This window comes from Pseudomonas sp. NPDC090203 (assembly GCF_044746765.1).
Taxonomy (GTDB): Bacteria; Pseudomonadota; Gammaproteobacteria; order Pseudomonadales; family Pseudomonadaceae; genus Aquipseudomonas; species Aquipseudomonas putida_AD.
Map to the genome: position 1 here is coordinate 230,465 of NZ_JBIVCV010000005.1, position 16,315 is coordinate 246,779.

Annotated in this window: 14 protein-coding genes; all 14 read left to right on the plus strand. The window is 62.6% G+C overall.

The annotated features are described in order from the left end of the window. The first annotated feature begins 354 nt into the window (after positions 1-354). The 14 genes from ACIPO9_RS11025 (at position 355) to ACIPO9_RS11090 (ending at position 16,297) form a co-directional block, all read left to right on the plus strand. Positions 355-3,201, plus strand: coding sequence for a multicopper oxidase domain-containing protein (locus ACIPO9_RS11025; RefSeq protein WP_400781071.1), 2,847 nt, complete (start codon positions 355-357; stop codon positions 3,199-3,201). 29 nt (positions 3,202-3,230) lie between these two features. Next, positions 3,231-4,280: an SCO family protein gene (locus ACIPO9_RS11030; protein WP_400780824.1), complete on the plus strand. Its 1,050-nt coding sequence runs from the start codon at positions 3,231-3,233 to the stop codon at positions 4,278-4,280. A gap of 455 nt (positions 4,281-4,735) precedes the next feature. Continuing rightward, positions 4,736-5,818, plus strand: a complete 1,083-nt coding sequence (locus ACIPO9_RS11035; RefSeq protein ID WP_400780827.1) for a glycoside hydrolase family 3 N-terminal domain-containing protein — start codon at positions 4,736-4,738, stop codon at positions 5,816-5,818. 100 nt (positions 5,819-5,918) lie between these two features. Further along, positions 5,919-6,326, plus strand: a complete 408-nt coding sequence (locus ACIPO9_RS11040; protein WP_400780830.1) for a hypothetical protein — start codon at positions 5,919-5,921, stop codon at positions 6,324-6,326. A gap of 390 nt (positions 6,327-6,716) precedes the next feature. Next, positions 6,717-7,553 carry a transporter substrate-binding domain-containing protein gene (locus ACIPO9_RS11045; protein WP_400607479.1) on the plus strand — a complete coding sequence of 279 codons (837 nt, stop codon included), beginning with the start codon at positions 6,717-6,719 and terminating at the stop codon, positions 7,551-7,553. Between the two features lie 40 nt (positions 7,554-7,593). Next, positions 7,594-8,361, plus strand: a complete 768-nt coding sequence (locus ACIPO9_RS11050; RefSeq protein WP_400780833.1) for an SDR family NAD(P)-dependent oxidoreductase — start codon at positions 7,594-7,596, stop codon at positions 8,359-8,361. 14 nt (positions 8,362-8,375) lie between these two features. After that, positions 8,376-9,131 (plus strand): SDR family NAD(P)-dependent oxidoreductase, encoded by a 756-nt coding sequence (locus tag ACIPO9_RS11055; RefSeq protein ID WP_400780835.1) that lies wholly within the window; start codon positions 8,376-8,378, stop codon positions 9,129-9,131. A gap of 165 nt (positions 9,132-9,296) precedes the next feature. Next, complete coding sequence (locus ACIPO9_RS11060) at positions 9,297-10,118, plus strand: amino acid ABC transporter ATP-binding protein (RefSeq protein ID WP_274133914.1); 822 nt, start codon at positions 9,297-9,299, stop codon at positions 10,116-10,118. Positions 10,119-10,128: 10 nt separating this feature from the next. Next, on the plus strand, positions 10,129-10,800 hold the full coding sequence (locus ACIPO9_RS11065; RefSeq protein ID WP_400780838.1) for an amino acid ABC transporter permease: 672 nt from the start codon (positions 10,129-10,131) through the stop codon (positions 10,798-10,800). 10 nt (positions 10,801-10,810) lie between these two features. Then, positions 10,811-11,476 (plus strand): amino acid ABC transporter permease, encoded by a 666-nt coding sequence (locus ACIPO9_RS11070; protein WP_274133912.1) that lies wholly within the window; start codon positions 10,811-10,813, stop codon positions 11,474-11,476. A 46-nt stretch (positions 11,477-11,522) separates the two neighbouring features. Beyond that, positions 11,523-12,404, plus strand: a complete 882-nt coding sequence (gene dapA / locus ACIPO9_RS11075) for a 4-hydroxy-tetrahydrodipicolinate synthase (protein ID WP_400780840.1) — start codon at positions 11,523-11,525, stop codon at positions 12,402-12,404. A gap of 78 nt (positions 12,405-12,482) precedes the next feature. Further along, a complete protein-coding gene (locus ACIPO9_RS11080; RefSeq protein ID WP_400780842.1) occupies positions 12,483-13,772 on the plus strand; it encodes an NAD(P)/FAD-dependent oxidoreductase in 1,290 nt (429 codons plus the stop codon). Positions 13,773-13,783: 11 nt separating this feature from the next. Then, positions 13,784-15,265 carry an aldehyde dehydrogenase family protein gene (locus tag ACIPO9_RS11085; protein ID WP_400780844.1) on the plus strand — a complete coding sequence of 494 codons (1,482 nt, stop codon included), beginning with the start codon at positions 13,784-13,786 and terminating at the stop codon, positions 15,263-15,265. 9 nt (positions 15,266-15,274) lie between these two features. Next, positions 15,275-16,297, plus strand: a complete 1,023-nt coding sequence (locus tag ACIPO9_RS11090) for a proline racemase family protein (protein ID WP_400780847.1) — start codon at positions 15,275-15,277, stop codon at positions 16,295-16,297. Positions 16,298-16,315 lie beyond the last annotated feature (18 nt).

Sequence of the window (16,315 nt, forward strand, 5' to 3'; positions counted from 1 at the left end):
CGTGAATTTCCCCACCGGCAGCGGGGACCAATCCCCGGTCCTGACATTTACCGTGCCAAGTTGTTGCATCAAATTGTTACGATATTTTTCACTGGAACCCGCGAGTTTCCTGACTCCGCTGGCCATCGTTTTAATGTCACAACGCGCACTTTCTGACTCTGGCAAGGCTTTTGCCCCTTCACCCAATACCTGCGGACGCCACGGCGTCTGACCGCAGCCGTTGGATGAAACACAAATGCCCTGTGCATGAGTTGAAGGTGAGCCACCATGAAGCAACCCACGCGTTTAAAGTTCCCCTCCATCAACGGGCTTCAGCTTTTGCGCGGATCTTCCGCGGTATTGATCGCCCTGAGTATGGGGTTGACGGCGGTCCATGCCGGGCCGATCGACAACGAAGATCAACCTCCAGTCACCGACCCATCGGCCTACACCGATCCGCCTGCGGATCCAGCCGCTGCGTTGAACAACCTGCTGACGCTGCCTGAAGCCAACGAAGGCGCGCTGGACCTGCCCAATGGCATAGAGGGCACGCGCGCCTCGACCCGGGTTGAAAACGTGCTGCCGCCTTCGGCGCAGACCAGCTTCAACTACCCCACCAATGGCAAACCCAGCCCGTTGTTCGGGGCTCAGCCATTCACTCAGCCAGTGCTGTTGTTCGAAGAGTTCGGGCCGACCAAGCTCGATCCAACCCAGACCTCGCAAGTTCCGTTCCCGCCGCCCACCCTGGGCCCGGGGCCTGCTCAGGACCCGACCAGCGTCGCCCGCAGCGGCCCGTCGCCTGAAGCCCTGGCTGCGTTTCTCGCGGCACCCGGCCTGACGCCGTATCCGACGCAGTACGCCAACTCGCTGGACCGCAACCCCTGGCAGGCGCAGATTCAGGACTTCCTGAACCGTCGCGTGGATGCACCGGCTGAAGGGCGTCCACCAGGAAAAGGCTGGTCCCACCAGCGCTGGAACGAGTTCTACCCGCAGATCGCCTACAAGACCGTGCAGACCGGTGCCCACAGCAACAGCGGGTTCCGCGATCACTTGCAGCTGCATGATTACAAAGGCGGGGAGTGGGGGCCAGGCGGGCTGAACTACTACCCGGACGGCAGCACCAACCATGGCGGCACCGCCAGCGGGATCGGCGTGCGCATTCACCCCTTGATGCCGGTGCAGGAGCACAACTCGGTCTGGACCTTCGACGGCACCCTGCCGCCCAAGCTGCTCATGGTGCGCTACGGACAGCCGGTGCTGATGCGTCATTACAACGGCCTGCCGATCGACCCGTCCGCCAACAAGGGCTTCGGTCTGCACACCATCTCCACCCACGAACACAACGGCCACAACCCGGCCGAGAGCGACGGCTATGCCAACGCGTTCTTCTTCCCGGGGCAGTACTACGACTATCGCTGGCCGATGCAACTGGCCGGCTACGACACCATCAACACCAACGCCAAGGATCCGCGTGCGGCATTCCCCTGTGCGCCGGGCGAAACCCTGTGGGTCAACGATGACTCGCCAGGCCTCAAGACCTGCGACCACGGCACCATCAAGATCCGTGGCGACTGGCGCGAGACCATGAGTACCCACTGGTTCCACGACCACATGATGGATTTCACCGCCCAGAACGTCTACAAGGGCAACGCGGCGATGATGAACTACTACAGTGCCCTGGACCGCGGTAACGAAGCCATCGACGACGGCGTCAATCTGCGTTTCCCCAGCGGCTCGTACCTGGCCTGGGGTAACCGCGACTACGACGTCAACCTGACCGTGGCGGACAAGGCCTGGGATCAGAACGGCCAGCTGTGGTTCAACCCGTTCAACACCGATGGCTTCCTCGGCGATGAGATGGTGGTGAACTGGGGCTACAAACCGTACCTGGATGTGCGCGCCCGCAGCTATCGCTTCCGCATCCTCAACGGTTCGGTGTCGCGCTACGTGAAGATCGCCATGGTGCGCGAAATCAAGGGCAACGGCGGTGAATTCCCAGGGCCGCAAGGCTCCGGTGTGTCCTACGCCCGGGTGCCGTTCCACATGATCGCCAACGACGGCAACATCATGGAACACGCCGTTCCGTTCGACGGCACCATGGACCTGGACGGCGACGGTGACCTGAAAAACAACTTCGGCATCCTGCCAACCCAAGGCATCGCCGAGCGCTACGACATCATCGTCAACTTTGGCAAGAACGGGATCAAGGCCGGGGACAAGATCTACATGGTCAACGTCCTCGAACATGAGACCGGCAAAGGTCCGAAAGGCGAAGTGCCGCTGGGCGACGTGTTGTCCGGCAAGTATCAGGCGGTGATCAAACAGGGCAGCAAGGGGCCGCAATGGGACAAGGGCGATCCGGTGGTCGGCATGTTCATGCAGATCAACGTCAAGCCTTATACCGGCCAGGACCTGAGCATGGATCCGGTGGCGTACGAACCGGCCAAGCCCGGCAAGGCAGAAGGCAAGGTGATGATCCCGCTGACGATTCACCGCGACAACGCGGCGGATCAGGCGCTGTTGGCCAATGCGCGTCACCGCACCTTTATCTTCGGCCGCTCCGACGGGACGGACTCCACCCCATGGACCATCAAGACCGACGGCGGCCTGGGCTTCAACATGGACCCTCGGCGGTTGTCTGCCTCCACTCACCTGGCCAACGGGCCGACCTCGGCGGGGTACCAAGGCACCGGCACGCTGGAAATCTGGAAAATCCAGAACGGCGGCAACGGCTGGACCCACCCGGTGCACGTGCACTTCGAGGAAGGGATCATCCTCAGTCGCGGCGGCAAGGCTCCACCTGAGTGGGAAAAATGGGCGCGCAAAGACGTCTATCGCATCGGCACCGACAGTGGCGACAACGTAGAAATGGCGATCCATTTCCGCGAATTCGCCGGGACCTACATGGAGCACTGCCACAACACCCAGCACGAGGACAACTCCATGCTGCTGCGTTGGGACATCGAGCATCCAGGGCAATTCCAGCTGATGCCCAACCCGATGCCGACCTGGGATGGCGTGGGCTACGTCAGCTCTGCGGCGCTGCCTACCGCCTACACCGGCGACGGCAACGGTCCTTCGGTGAAACTGGCAACTGCCAGTGGTGGCACCAGCTCCGGCGGCGGTTCTTCCTCTGGCGGTGGCTCGGGTGGTGGCTCCGGTGGTTCCGGCTCGGGTTCGGGCGGTGGTTCCGGTTCGTCCGGCTCGGGCAAAGGCAAATAGCGATCCGGGGGATCGGGGAGGTTGAAGTCATGTTCCAGATGCTTCGCAAGGCGGCCATTGCTGTGACCGTATCGATGATCGCCATGGTCTGGGGCAGCGTCCAGGGCGTTGCCGGCGATGTTCAGCCGGACACGCCCTGGGGCAAGGACTTCTTCCCCAACACGGTGCTGATCAACCAGGACGAACAGCCGATGCGGTTCTTCGACGACCTGATCAAGGGCAAGGTGGTGGTGATCAATTTCATCTTCACCTCCTGCTCCGACTCCTGCCCGCTGGAGACTGCACGCCTGCGTCAGGTGCAGAAGCTGCTGGGGGATCATGTGGGGCGTGACGTGTTCTTCTACTCGATCAGCATCGACCCGGAAACCGACACCCCGGCCGTGCTCAAGCAGTACGCGGCCAAGTTCAAGGTGGCGCCGGGCTGGCAGTTCCTGACCGGCAACAAGGACGACATCGTCGAGTTGCGGCGCAAGCTTGGGCTGTTCATCGAGGGTGTCGACAACGGTCGCACCACAGATCACAACCTGAGCCTGATTGTCGGCAACCAGGCGACCGGGCGCTGGATGAAGGCCTCGCCGTTCGAGAACCCCTACATCCTCGCCGACCACCTGGGCAAAAGCCTGCAGAACTGGAAGGTGGCCGACGCCAATCAGAACAGTTACGCCGACGCGCCTGAAGTAAGGCCGCCAAGCCTGGGCGAACAGATCTTCCGCACCCGCTGCAGTGCCTGCCACACCTTGGGCAACGAAGGTGAGCAGACCACCGGTATTCGTGGGGTAGGGCCCGACCTGCTTGGGGTGACCCGTCAGCGCGACGGCGAGTGGCTGGGGCGCTGGCTCAAGGAGCCCGATGTGATGCTCGCCGAGAAGGATCCTGTGGCGGTCAAGTTGTATGAAGCCTACAACAGGGTGGCCATGCCCAACCTGCGCATGGAAGACAACGACATCGGCCAGGTGATCGCCTACCTGCAAGAGGAGACCGACCGCCAACAGCCGCAAGAGCACATGCATATGGCCGGGGATGATCCCCATGCCGGGCACAACATGCATGAGATGCACGAAGGGCACGTAATGCCGTAGCAGCACGGCTTGCCGGCGTCGGGACTTTGTGGTCTTCACGCCGTGCATGCCTCCCCAATCCCGTAGCAGTCCGGCTTGCCGGCGACGGCGCCCTTGAGATCGCGATCGCCGGCAAGCCGGACTGCTACGGGATTTTTGCTGTTCTCAGGATCTTCATACCTGCACCAGTTCCCTGGGTGGCACGGCTTTACTCGCTTCGGTGTTCTTGAAATCGCTCCCGCGGGCAAGCCCGGCTGCTACGGGGATTTGTGTTGTTCACGCGATCTTTGATGCGACTGCGCCCCCGTAGCAGCACGGCTTGCCGGCGGGGGCATTTCTGAAACCGCCGCAAGGACATGTGCCGGATGGTGATCGTTTGTGCTCGATGTGCGCGAAGTAATTTGACAATGCTCGTTTAATCTTTATAGTGAGCGATATCGAGCATCATCGCTCTTCAGGAAAAATGAGGTGACGTCATGCCAATCGACCTGCAACGGGCCGCCTATTCGGTGCTGCTGCCTGCATTCTCCGGGCTGGAACTGACGGACGCCGTGCGCCGCTATCTCGAACGCGGCGGGGTGTCGATCCTGCTGGGCGAAACCCGTGACGAGTACCTGGCACGCAACATGAGTTTCGAACGTCGCCGCTCGGAGACCCACACCCATTTCAGCCACATTGCCGAACAGGCTGCGGCATTGGCGGGTGTGCCGGTGCTGGTGGCCGTAGACCAGGAACTGGGCGGTATCCAGCGTTTGCACCGGCTGGTGCCGGGCATGCCATCGGCCGCTGCGCTCAAGGAATTGACCGGCGATGAGATCGAAGCCCGAAGCTACGAAATGGCCAGTGCGGCGCGAGTCATGGGGGTGAATCTGTTCCTCGCGCCCATCGTCGATGTTGTCACCGGGGCCAACCCCTGGCTGCACAATCGCAACCTGGGAAGCGACCCGCACGAAGTGTCGCGCATCGCCTGCGCATTCATTCGTGGCGTGCAGAGGGCGGGGGTGATTGCCACGGCCAAACACTTCCCCGGGCACCATCAAACCGAGCATGATCCAGCAGTCAATGAAGCAACGGTGCACGGTTCATTGACCGATCTTAAAGATGGCCTGCAGGTCTTCAGACAAGTAATCGTCACCGGCGTGCAGGCGATCATGCCCGGCCCTGCGGTGTTCCCGGCGCTGGATGAACAGCAGTCGGCATCGACCTCACAGAAGGTCATTAGCCTGCTGCGCGATGAGCTGGGCTTTGATGGGCTTATCATCTCCGATGACCTGGACGCCGTTTCGATCCTGCGTGGCAACAGCCTGGCCGAGACTGCCGTGGCTTCATTGCGCGCGGGTGCTCACTTGTTGCTCGTTTCCAGCGAAGCGGGACTGGATGAGCTGGCCGCCGCCATCGTGGAGGCGGTGGAGCAGGGCAGACTGGCGCAGGATGCGCTGCTGCGTGCCGCGCAGAAAGTTCGGGACCTGGCCCAGACATCGCGGGCACAGGTGGACTCGGGGCTGTACGTCTCGTACCCGATCTCGGGTGGCCATCTGACTCGTCGAGTTGTGCGCTGAAACCATCGCGATAGAGCGATTTTGCCGTAGGCAGGACAGGGCGCGGCGCGGCACAATGGCGGCACGCTCAAAGACCTATCTCACCAAGAGTCTGCCGCCCATGTTCACTCCGCTTGCCATGCCCCGACTGCTGGAACTGGCCCAGCGTTCTGCCGCCATTTCCGAACCTTGGACTTGCATCAGCAAATCCCTGGCCGGATGGGAAGGGCTGCCGGTTTCACTCAAGGAATCGCAATTGCAACAGGTCGCATCACTGGTCGCGGCCGAGGAAGAAGACCTGACGCTGGACGAGTATCACCCCAACGGCACCCATTACTGGTCGGCCAATGCACCCATCGCCCCGCAGTTCTTCCCCTACAACCGCTGCGGCGTCTGGGCTTGTACGCTGTGCAGCCGGCACTTCCTGCGCTACGCCGAAGCGGGGGCCTATCACATCGAACAACGCATCCGCAGCCTTGACCCGATGTTGATCGTGGATGAGCCGTTCACCGGCATAGGCCGCAGTTAAATCCCTACGGGGATCCCTCGTAGGAGCGCGCTTGCCCGCGACAGCGCCCGGCCAGACCCCTTGATGTCGAATGACCCACCGCGGTCGCGAGCAAGCGCGCTCCTACGGCCTTCGGCCAGAATCAGATGACACTCACGACGCAAACCTCGTAGCAGCCGGGCTTGCCCGCGGGAGCGATCTTGCGGACGCAATCGCCGGCAAGCCGTGCTACTACGGTGAGATCACCGCTATACCACCCCCATAAAAAATTATTTCAACCGCCCGTTGACAGCTTCGTTCGTTCAAAACTAATCTGCATACAGCGCTGCACACATGACGGCGCACATGCTCGTACATGAGCTGCACTTGTACCTTTCTGCCCAAAAACAAATACATCGGTGAGGTCAAAAAATGCTTCGTTCCTTCTCTCGTTCCGTCCGCAACATGCTCCTCTGTGCCGCCGCCACCGGTGCGCTGCTCAGCCAGGCTCCGGCGCAGGCCGCCGATTCGCTCTGGCAGGGTGTGCAGAAAAACGGTGTCTTGCGTTGTGGCGCCGCAGTCGCTGCGCCTTACGTCATGCGCGATGCCAAATCCGGTGAATACAGCGGCTACTTCGTCGACCTGTGCCGTGACTTCGGCGAGCGTGTGCTGAAGGTCAAGGTCGAGTTCGTCGACACCAACTGGGACAACCTGGTGGCCGGGCTGCAAAGCGACAAATGGGACCTGGCCATGGCCCTGAACCAGACCCCTGAACGCGCGATGGCCGTGAGCTTTTCGGTGCCTGCCACCGACTACCAGGTGTCCTTGCTCATCAACAAGGACAACCCCAAGTTCGCCAACGCGCAAAACAGCCTCGCCGACTACGACAAACCTGACGTGACCTTCGCCGTGATGTCCGGCACCGCCCAGGACAAGGCCATTTCAGCGGTCATCAAACAAGGCAAGATCATGCGCCTGGCCGGCATGGACGAAACCCGACTGGCGGTGATGTCCAAGCGCGCCGATGTGCTGGTCGATGCCAGCGACACCAACCACCTGTTTGCCGTGGCCAACCCGGGCTGGAGCAAAGAGGTCCTGCCAAAACCTGCGCTGGCCAAGCAGGGCGTAGCCTTCGGTTTGCGCCGTGATGCATCCCCGGCCGATCTGCAGGCGCTCAACATCTATCTCTCCCAACGTCGCGACACCGGCGAAATCGACGCGCTGGTGGACAAGGCATCGGTGCTGGCCAACGCCAAGCCTGCGCAGTAACCCTGGGCACATTCATTCAGCGCAATTCAGGGAGAGCCCCATGACCGATCTGGCACAACCACTGGCCGGGCAGACCATTCTGGTCACTGGCGCGTCCGGCGCCATCGGCAGCGCGATTGTCGAGCGACTGGCCACCGAGGGTGCGCGACCGATCATTCACTACAGCCGTGACCGGCAGGCAGCCGAGCAGTTGCTGGCGCGAGTGGGCGGTGACGGGGTCATCGTCCAGGCCGATCTGTCCGCCGAAGGTGGCGCCGATGGCCTGTGGGATCAGGCGCTGAGTCTGTCCGGGCGCATTCATGGCCTGGTCAATAACGCCGGCATTCGTACCGAGGTTTCAATCGATGCCGACGTGGACACCTGGCGCGCTGCCTGGAACCGCGAGTTTCAGGTCAACTTCTTCTCGGCAGTGGATCTGTGCCGTCAGGCCGTGAAGCACTTCCGGGAAAACGGCGGCGGCAAGATCGTCAACATGGCCAGCCGGGCAGGGCAGCGCGGTTATTCAGCCCAGGCACTGCCTTACGGCGCGACCAAGGCGGCGCTGATCAACCTGACCAAGTCCCTGGCTGCAAGCTTCGGGCCCCAGGGTGTGGTGGCAGTGGCCATCGCGCCGGGGTGGGTGAAAACCGAAATGGCTGACCAGTTCGTCGCCCAGTTCGGCAAGGCGGCAGCGGTTGCCGACATCCCGATTGGCGACATGGCTCAACCCTCGGAAGTGGCGGAGCTGGTGGCGTTTGTTCTGCGCAACTCCCAACGCTCTCTCAATGGCGCGACGCTGGATGTCAACGGCGCCAGTTATATACGCTGACAGGAACTTCGTACATGAAACGCTTTGCAGACAAAGTTGTGATTGTGACCGGTGGCGGTGGCGGAATTGGTTCGGCTATATGCCAGCGCTTTGCAGATGAAGGCGCCACGGTGGTGGTCACCGACATGAATAAGGATGCGGCCCAGGCGGTTGTCAACGATATAACCGGCAAGCACGGAAGTGCAGTGGCCATTGCGGCGGATATTGCTTCAGGTGATGCCTGCCGTGATCTGGTCCGGCAAGTTTTTGAGCAATATGGGCGTATCGATGTCTTGGCCAATAATGCCGGCATCAATCGCCGTGGCAACTTGCTGTCGCTGACCGAAGATGACTGGCACGCCAGCTTCGCGGTGAACCTGGATGCGATGTTTCATCTGTGCCGCGCGGTGTTGCCGCACATGATCGCCGCCGGTGGCGGGGCCATCGTCAACACTGCCTCGCAGTGGGGGCTGTACCCGGCGCCAAACCACATCGCCTACAACGTGACCAAGGCGGCAGTGGCGTCCTTTACCCAGAACCTGGCCCGGGATTACGCGCCGGACAAGGTGCGGGTCAATGCCGTCTGCCCGGGCGAGGTGCACACGCCGATGCTCGAAGCCGGGGTCAGGCGTTCAGGTCGCACCATCGCCGACCTGGACCGGATGGTGCCCTTCGGGCGCATCGGCAAACCTGAAGAGGTGGCGGCACTGGTGGCGTTTCTGGCCAGCGACGAAGCGCAGTTCATGTGCGGCTCTCTGGTTGAAATAACGGGCGCACAAGCGGTCGCCTGATTTAACCCGCTATCAGGCAAGTCATTGGTTTTATCGAAACAACAAGAGCATGACGTGTTCAGTGCTCGCGGTGAAGTGTTGCCCGCGGGTACTGAAACTCACACTTTGCAACTTTACCGATTCCCGAAAACAGCCAACTTGCGGCGTTTTCCTGGAGAACCCGATATGACAGTTCCTCATCTCGTGGCCAGCACGCCACCGGTTTCGCTCGTCGACAACAAGCCAGGCGGCGACTTTATCCAGCTTCGCGACGTGTACAAATCCTATGGCGAAGGGTTGGTGGTCATGGACCGTCTGAGTCTGGACATGCGCGCCGACGACCGTCTGGTCATCATCGGCCCGAGCGGCAGCGGCAAGAGTTCGTTGCTGCGGGTGATGATGGGGCTGGAGAGCATTCAGGGCGGCACCATCAGTTTTCAGGGCAAGCCGTACATCGACGGCCAGGCGAAGAAATCCGGCAAGCCGCTGGACGCGCGCCTGCAGACCCAGGTCGGCATGGTGTTCCAGCATTACACGCTGTTCCCGCATCTCTCGGTGCTCGGCAACCTGATCCTCGCGCCAATGAAGGTCCATGGCCTGTCCCGGGCCCAGGCCACTGAAAAAGCCCGGTTGTTTCTTGCCCGCCTGGGCCTTGAAAGCAAGCTCAACGCCTGGCCCAGCCAGTTGTCGGGCGGGCAGAAGCAACGGGTGGCCATCGCCCGCGCGCTGATGCTCGAACCCAAGCTGATGCTGTTCGATGAAGTCACCTCGGCGCTGGACCCGGAAATGGTCATCGAGGTGCAGAACGTCATGCTGCAACTGGCCGAAGAAAAGATGGCGATGATCATCGTCACCCACGACATGCACTTCGCCCGACACATCGCCACCCGCGTAGTGTTTTGCGCCAACGGCAGAGTGGTCGAGCAGGGCCCGCCCGAGCAGATCTTCACCTCCCCCAGAGAGCCTCGCACCCGCGAGTTCCTGCAAAAAGTGCTGCATCTGGATTGAGGGCGCGACCATGAACTATCAGTTCGATTTTCACTTCCTGACCGGCAACTGGGGCGTGCTCTGGGATGGCCTGAAGGTCACCCTGGAGCTGGCGCTGATCTCCAATGTGCTGGGTGTGGTGCTGGGCTTCGGCCTGTGCCTGCTGACCCTGAGCCGCTGGTTTTTCATCCGCTGGCCGGCGCAGCTCTTTATCGAGTTCTTTCGCTGCACCCCGGCGCTGCTGCAGATCGTCTGGTTCTTCTACTGCGTGCCGATGCTGTTCGACGTGTTCATCGGCCCGATCACCATGGGCGTGCTGGCGCTGGGCCTGAACCTCACGGCCTTCAACGCCGAAGCCTATCGCGCCGGGGTGCAGGCGGTGCCTCGCGAGCATCTGGACGCCTGCGTCGCCCTGGGGCTCAGGCCTTGGCAGCGCACGCTGTACGTGATTCTGCCGCAGTCCCTGCGCACCGCGCTGCCGGTGCTGATGACCAACGGCATTTCGATCCTGCAACAGAGTGCGCTGGTGGCCATCGTCGCCGTCGCGGACCTGATGTACGTCGGCAAGAGCATCGCCACCGAGGCCTATCGCCCGCTGGAAACCTATTCGTTGATTGCCCTGATCTACCTCGCCCTGTCGCTGCCGATCGCGCAGTTCGTGCAGTGGCTGGAGCGTCGTCAGGACAGCGCCCTGGCGCGTTGAGGAGAAGCTCATGCAGATCGATTTCATGGTGGTGTTTTCTTACTGGCAGGTGCTGGCCAAGGGGCTGGCGCTGACCCTGGCGTTCACCGTCAGCTGCGCGATCCTGGGCAGCCTGGGCGGGTTCTTCCTGAGCCTGCTGCGCCTGTCGAAAAACCGCTTCGTCAGCGTGCCGACCGGCCTCTACGTGGAGCTGTTTCGCGGAACACCCTTGCTGATCCAGCTGTTCTGGATCTTCTTCTGCCTGCCGGTGGTGTTCGGTATTTCGGTACCTCCGTTCGTGTCGGTGGCGCTGGCCCTGACCCTGTACATGACCGCGATCACCAGCGAGACCTTTCGCGGCGCGCTCAAGTCGATTCCCTCCGAGCAGCATGACGCCTGCGTCGCGCTCGGCGTGGCGCGCTGGAACAAGGTGCTGTACGTGATCTTCCCCCAGGCCCTGCTGCGTGCGGTTCCGCCGCTGCTTTCCAACGTGGTCAGCCTGTTCAAGGAGAGCGCGCTGATCTCCTCGGTGGGCATCGCTGACCTGATGTTCGTCGGCCAGAACATTTCCAACAGCACGGCGCGCCCGGTCGAGTTCCTCACCGCGGTGGCGGTCATCTATTTCCTCGTCGCGTTCCCGCTGACCCGGCTGGTCGGCGTGGTCGAGTCGCGAATGCTCAGACGCTACGCCTACTGAGCCTAGTCCTTACAACCCCTGAATGCACCAAGTGGAGAGACGACCCATGCAACAACTCAAAGGCATCATGCCCGCCCTGGTTACCCCGTTCGACAAAAACGGCGCGGTGGATTACGACACCCTGGGCTCGCTGGTGGAGTTCCAGCTCAAGCAAGGCGTCACCGGCCTCGTGCCGCTGGGCTCTACCGGCGAATCCTACGCCCTGACCAACGACGAGCGTCGTCAGGTCATGGCCACCGTGCGCGAGGTGGCAGGCAACCGCGCGATGCTGATCGCCGGGGCCAACGGTTCCTGCACCCGCGAGGTGATCGAGCAGGTGCGCCAGGCCCGCGACAGTGGCTATCGCAACGTGCTGGTGGCGCCGCCTTACTATGCGATCCCGACCCAGGAAGAATTGACCGGTCACTACCAGGCGATCCTCGATGCCGTGCCGGACGTCAACGTGGTGCTCTACAACTACCCGATCCGCACCAACGTCGAAGTCGGCTACAGCGTGCTCGACGCCCTCCAGGACCACGACCGGGTGATCGCCATCAAGGAAAGCGCCGGCAACCTGCTGCGGGCCATCGAGATCGGCGACAAGTACAAGGGCAAGATCCAGCTGTCCTGTGGCTCGGACGATCAGGCGCTGGACTTCTTCCTGTGGGGCGCGACCAGCTGGATCTGCGCGCCGGCCAACTTCCTCGCGCCGCAGATCGTCTCGTTCTACAACAAATACACCTCCGGCGATCTTGCCGGTGCGCAACAGATCGTGCGTTCGATGTTCCCATTGATGAACAACCTGGAAAGCGGCAAGTTCATCCAGAAGGTCAAGTACGGCTGTGAGCTGGCCGGCTTCAAGGTCGGGGTGGCGCGCATGCCGCTGCTGCCGCTGACCGACGACGAGAAAACCGAATTCCGCAAGGAGTTCGAAAAGCTGTTGGGCTGATACCTTGCCCGCACCGATACCCCGGGTGTCGGTGCGCGCGCCCTTGATCTCAATCCTGTCATGACAGAGAGCTTTTCTATGATGCCCATGCAATCTTCCACGCCGCTGCCGGGTGCAGATCCAGCCACGCGCGAAACCGCTGTTGTCGTGGGCGGCGGCATCGTCGGCGTGTGCTGCGCGTTGTACCTGCAGCGCGAAGGGTATCGGGTCACCCTGATCGACCCCGAAGCGCCGGGCGACAGCACGGCCAAGTGGAGCTGCGGGCAGATGGCGGTCAGCGAAGTGATCCCGCTGTCCAAGCCCGGCATCCTGAAAAAGATCCCGGCCTGGCTGCTGGACCAGAAAGGCCCGCTGGCCCTGCGCCCCAGTGCGTTGCCGGGGATACTGCCGTGGTTCCTGCGCTTCGTCGCCTGTGCGCGGCATTCGCGGATCGTCGACATCTCCAATGAGATGGCAACCCTGACCCGCCACGTTTACACCGATTACGCACCGCTGCTCGAGGCCTGCCCGGACAAGACCCTGATGGGTGAGCGGCCGATCATCGAAGTCTTCGACTCGGCCAGTGGCCTGCAGGGCGAAGCCGGACACATGGACCTGCGTCGCTCGCTGGGTTTTCAGTCAGAGGTGCTGGACGCGGCGGCCATCGCCGACCTGGAGCCGGCGCTGGCGGGAAAATTCAGCCACGGTTTGCTGTTCCCGGACTGGCGCGCTGTCAGCGACACCAAAGGTTTTATCGCGGCACTGACGGACAGTTTCGAAAAGCAGGGCGGGGTGCGGATTCGCGCCCAGGTTCGCCAACTGGATGAAAGCGCCGACCGCGCCACTGGCGTCACCCTGGCCAACGGCGAGCGGCATCGGGCCGACCATGTGGTGATCGCTGCAGGCACCGGGTCCAGTCGCTTCTTCCAGCAAGTGGGCAGCAAGGTCCCGCTGGCGGGAATCGCCGGGTATCAGGTGCTGCTGCCGGACGCCGGCGTCGATGTGCGCCATTCGGTGATCTACGCCGATGGCGGTTTCTGTTTCGCCCCTATGACCCGTGGCTTGCAGATCGGCGGGACCATCGAGTTCGCCGCTGCCGATGCGCAGCCCAATTTCAAGCGCGCCGAAATCATTCTGGAAAAGGCCCGCAGGATCCTGCCGGACCTCAAGCTCGACGACATCGAATACGGTGTCGGCTACCGGCCATTTTTGCCGGACACCAAGCCTGTGATCGACCGCAGCCAGCGCCTGGGCAACGTGTTCCTGGCCTTTGGTCACGGCCAGTTGGGCCTGACCCTGGGCGCGACCACCGGGCGCCTGATCGCTGAACTGGTGGCGGGCCGCCAGCCTGCCCAGGACCTCAAACCCTTTAGCGCCACCCGCTTTTGACGGAGCTGTTGATGAAATCCTATGCGCAGTTGTACATCGATGGACAATGGGTCAGCCCGGTCAAGGGCGGCCTTTTCGAGACGGTCGATCCTGCCAGTGAAACGGTGATCACCCAGGTAGCCGCCGCCACTTGCGAAGATATCGACCTGGCGGTGAAAGCTGCCCGTCGTGCGTTCGACGAAGGTCCCTGGCCGCAGATGAGCGGCGCAGAACGTGCCGCCGTGCTGCGGCGCATCGCCGAGGGCATTCGCGAGCGTCAACAGGCGCTAGCGGAACTTGAGGTGCGCGACAACGGCAAGCCTTTGCCCGAAGCGCTGTGGGACATCGGCGACACCGCCGGTTGCTTCGATTTCTACGCAGACCTTGCCCAGGGGCTGGACGATCAGCGCGAACAAACCGTCGCGCTGGCCGATGAGCGTTTCAGCTCGGTGGCGCGCAAGGAGCCGGTGGGCGTGGCCGGGGCCATCATTCCCTGGAACTTCCCGATGCTGATGGCCGCCTGGAAAGTCGCGCCTGCACTGGCAGCGGGGTGCTCAATGGTGCTCAAGCCGTCGGAAATGACCCCGCTGACCGCGCTGGAGCTGGCCGACATCGCCCATCAGGCCGGGTTGCCGGCCGGTGTCCTGAACGTCGTGCCGGGCCTGGGTCCTGATGCCGGTGCGCCGCTGAGCGAACATCCGGGCATCGACAAGCTGGCCTTTACCGGCAGCGTGCCCACCGGTTCGCGGATCATGCAGGCAGCGGCCCGTGACATCAAAAACATCAGCCTGGAGCTGGGCGGCAAGTCACCGTTCATCATCTTCGATGACAGCGACATCGAGGCAGCGGTCGAGTGGATCATGTTCGGCATTTTCTGGAACCAGGGCGAGGTCTGCTCGGCGACGTCCCGGGTGCTGGTGCAGCGTGATCTGTACGAGCCGTTGCTGCAGCGGCTGGTGGAGCAGACCCGCAGCCTGAAAATCGGCCAGGGCCTGGAAGAGGGCGTGTTGCTCGGCCCGCTGGTCAATCGTGGCCAGTATGACAAGGTGCTGGCGGCCATCGCCCGCGGGCAGGAAGAGGGCGCCACGCTGCTCTATGGCGGCACGCGTCCGGCCGGGTGCGACAAGGGCTTTTTCCTCACCCCGGCGATTTTTGCCGACGTGCCGCAGGACAGCTGGATCTGGAACGAGGAGATCTTCGGCCCCGTGGTGTGCGTGCGGCCATTCACCGATGAGGCCGAGGCTGTGCGCAGTGCCAACGATTCGCGCTTCGGCCTGGCTGCAGCGGTGATGTCGGCCGACCTGCCTCGGGCCGAGCGGGTGGCGCGCAAGCTGCGGGCCGGGATCGTCTGGATCAATTGCTCGCAACCGACATTCACCGAAGCGCCCTGGGGCGGTTACAAGCAGAGCGGCATCGGTCGCGAGCTGGGTGAGTGGGGCTTGAACAACTACCTGGAAACCAAGCAGATTACCCGTTATGACAGCCAGCAGCCTTGGGGCTGGTACATCAAATAGGAGCCGTTCATGCGCTGGAAGAAAACCCTGCAGATGGCCGATGTTCACTGCGAAGGCGAGATCGGCAAGGTGATAACCGGGGGCGTGCTGGATATCCCCGGCAAGACCATGCTCGACAAGATGAACTACATCAACGAGGTCGACGACAGCCTGCGCCGGCTGGTGGTGCTGGAACCGCGCGGCTGCCTGCAGATGTCGGTCAACCTGCTGCTGCCGCCGACCCGCCCCGAAGCCCAGGCCGGGTTCATCGTGCTGCAGGCCGACAAGGCGCACCCGATGTCCGGCAGCAACTGCATCTGTGTGGTCACCGCATTGCTGGAACTGGGGATTGTGCCGATGCAGGAACCCCGGACCACGGTGGTGCTGGACACCCCGGCGGGGCTGGTGACGGCCACGGCCGACTGTGAAGACGGGCGCTGCAAGCGTGTGTCGCTGGACATGGTGCCGGCGTTCGTCGAGCAACTGGATGCCGTGATCGAGACCGAGGCGTTTGGCCCGATCAAGGCAGACATCGCCTTCGGCGGGGTTTACTACGCGCTGATCGATGTCGAGCAGATCGGCCTGACCATCGCCCCTGAAAATGCGCGGGCCCTGGCGACCCACGGTGTGCAGCTGCGCGGCCTGATCAACCAACAGGTCTCGGTGAGCCATCCGACACTGCCGTCGATCAATGAAGTGGCCTACGTGATGTTTCGCAATCGCGTGGACGACAGCACCTGGCAAACCTGCACCACCTTGCCGCCGGGCAGGGTGGATCGCTCGCCCTGCGGCACCGGCAGTTCGGCCAACCTCGCGACGCTCGCGGCCCGGGGCAAGGCGGTGCCGGGAGACCGGCTGACGTCGCGCTCGACCATTGGCGGCGAGTTCAAGGTCGAGCTGCTGGGCTTGACCGAAGTGGGGGGACGCGCCGCGGTGCTGCCTCGGGTGACGGGCCGGGCGTGGGTCTACGGACTGCACCAGATCGGTGTCGACCCGGATGATCCGTTGGCGGCCGGTTTTATGCTGAGTGATACTTGGGGCGATGGTTTTTAACCTGGCCTGCGCTGGTGT

Coding starts and splice junctions, on each gene's coding strand:
- ACIPO9_RS11085 (WP_400780844.1), top strand. CDS start 13,784: ATGAAATCCTATGCGCAGTTGTACATCGATGGACAATGGGTCAGCCCG.
- ACIPO9_RS11030 (WP_400780824.1), top strand. CDS start 3,231: ATGTTCCAGATGCTTCGCAAGGCGGCCATTGCTGTGACCGTATCGATG.
- ACIPO9_RS11055 (WP_400780835.1), top strand. CDS start 8,376: ATGAAACGCTTTGCAGACAAAGTTGTGATTGTGACCGGTGGCGGTGGC.
- ACIPO9_RS11080 (WP_400780842.1), top strand. CDS start 12,483: ATGATGCCCATGCAATCTTCCACGCCGCTGCCGGGTGCAGATCCAGCC.
- ACIPO9_RS11035 (WP_400780827.1), top strand. CDS start 4,736: ATGCCAATCGACCTGCAACGGGCCGCCTATTCGGTGCTGCTGCCTGCA.
- ACIPO9_RS11025 (WP_400781071.1), top strand. CDS start 355: ATGGGGTTGACGGCGGTCCATGCCGGGCCGATCGACAACGAAGATCAA.
- ACIPO9_RS11060 (WP_274133914.1), top strand. CDS start 9,297: ATGACAGTTCCTCATCTCGTGGCCAGCACGCCACCGGTTTCGCTCGTC.
- ACIPO9_RS11050 (WP_400780833.1), top strand. CDS start 7,594: ATGACCGATCTGGCACAACCACTGGCCGGGCAGACCATTCTGGTCACT.
- dapA (WP_400780840.1), top strand. CDS start 11,523: ATGCAACAACTCAAAGGCATCATGCCCGCCCTGGTTACCCCGTTCGAC.
- ACIPO9_RS11090 (WP_400780847.1), top strand. CDS start 15,275: ATGCGCTGGAAGAAAACCCTGCAGATGGCCGATGTTCACTGCGAAGGC.
- ACIPO9_RS11040 (WP_400780830.1), top strand. CDS start 5,919: ATGTTCACTCCGCTTGCCATGCCCCGACTGCTGGAACTGGCCCAGCGT.
- ACIPO9_RS11065 (WP_400780838.1), top strand. CDS start 10,129: ATGAACTATCAGTTCGATTTTCACTTCCTGACCGGCAACTGGGGCGTG.
- ACIPO9_RS11070 (WP_274133912.1), top strand. CDS start 10,811: ATGCAGATCGATTTCATGGTGGTGTTTTCTTACTGGCAGGTGCTGGCC.
- ACIPO9_RS11045 (WP_400607479.1), top strand. CDS start 6,717: ATGCTTCGTTCCTTCTCTCGTTCCGTCCGCAACATGCTCCTCTGTGCC.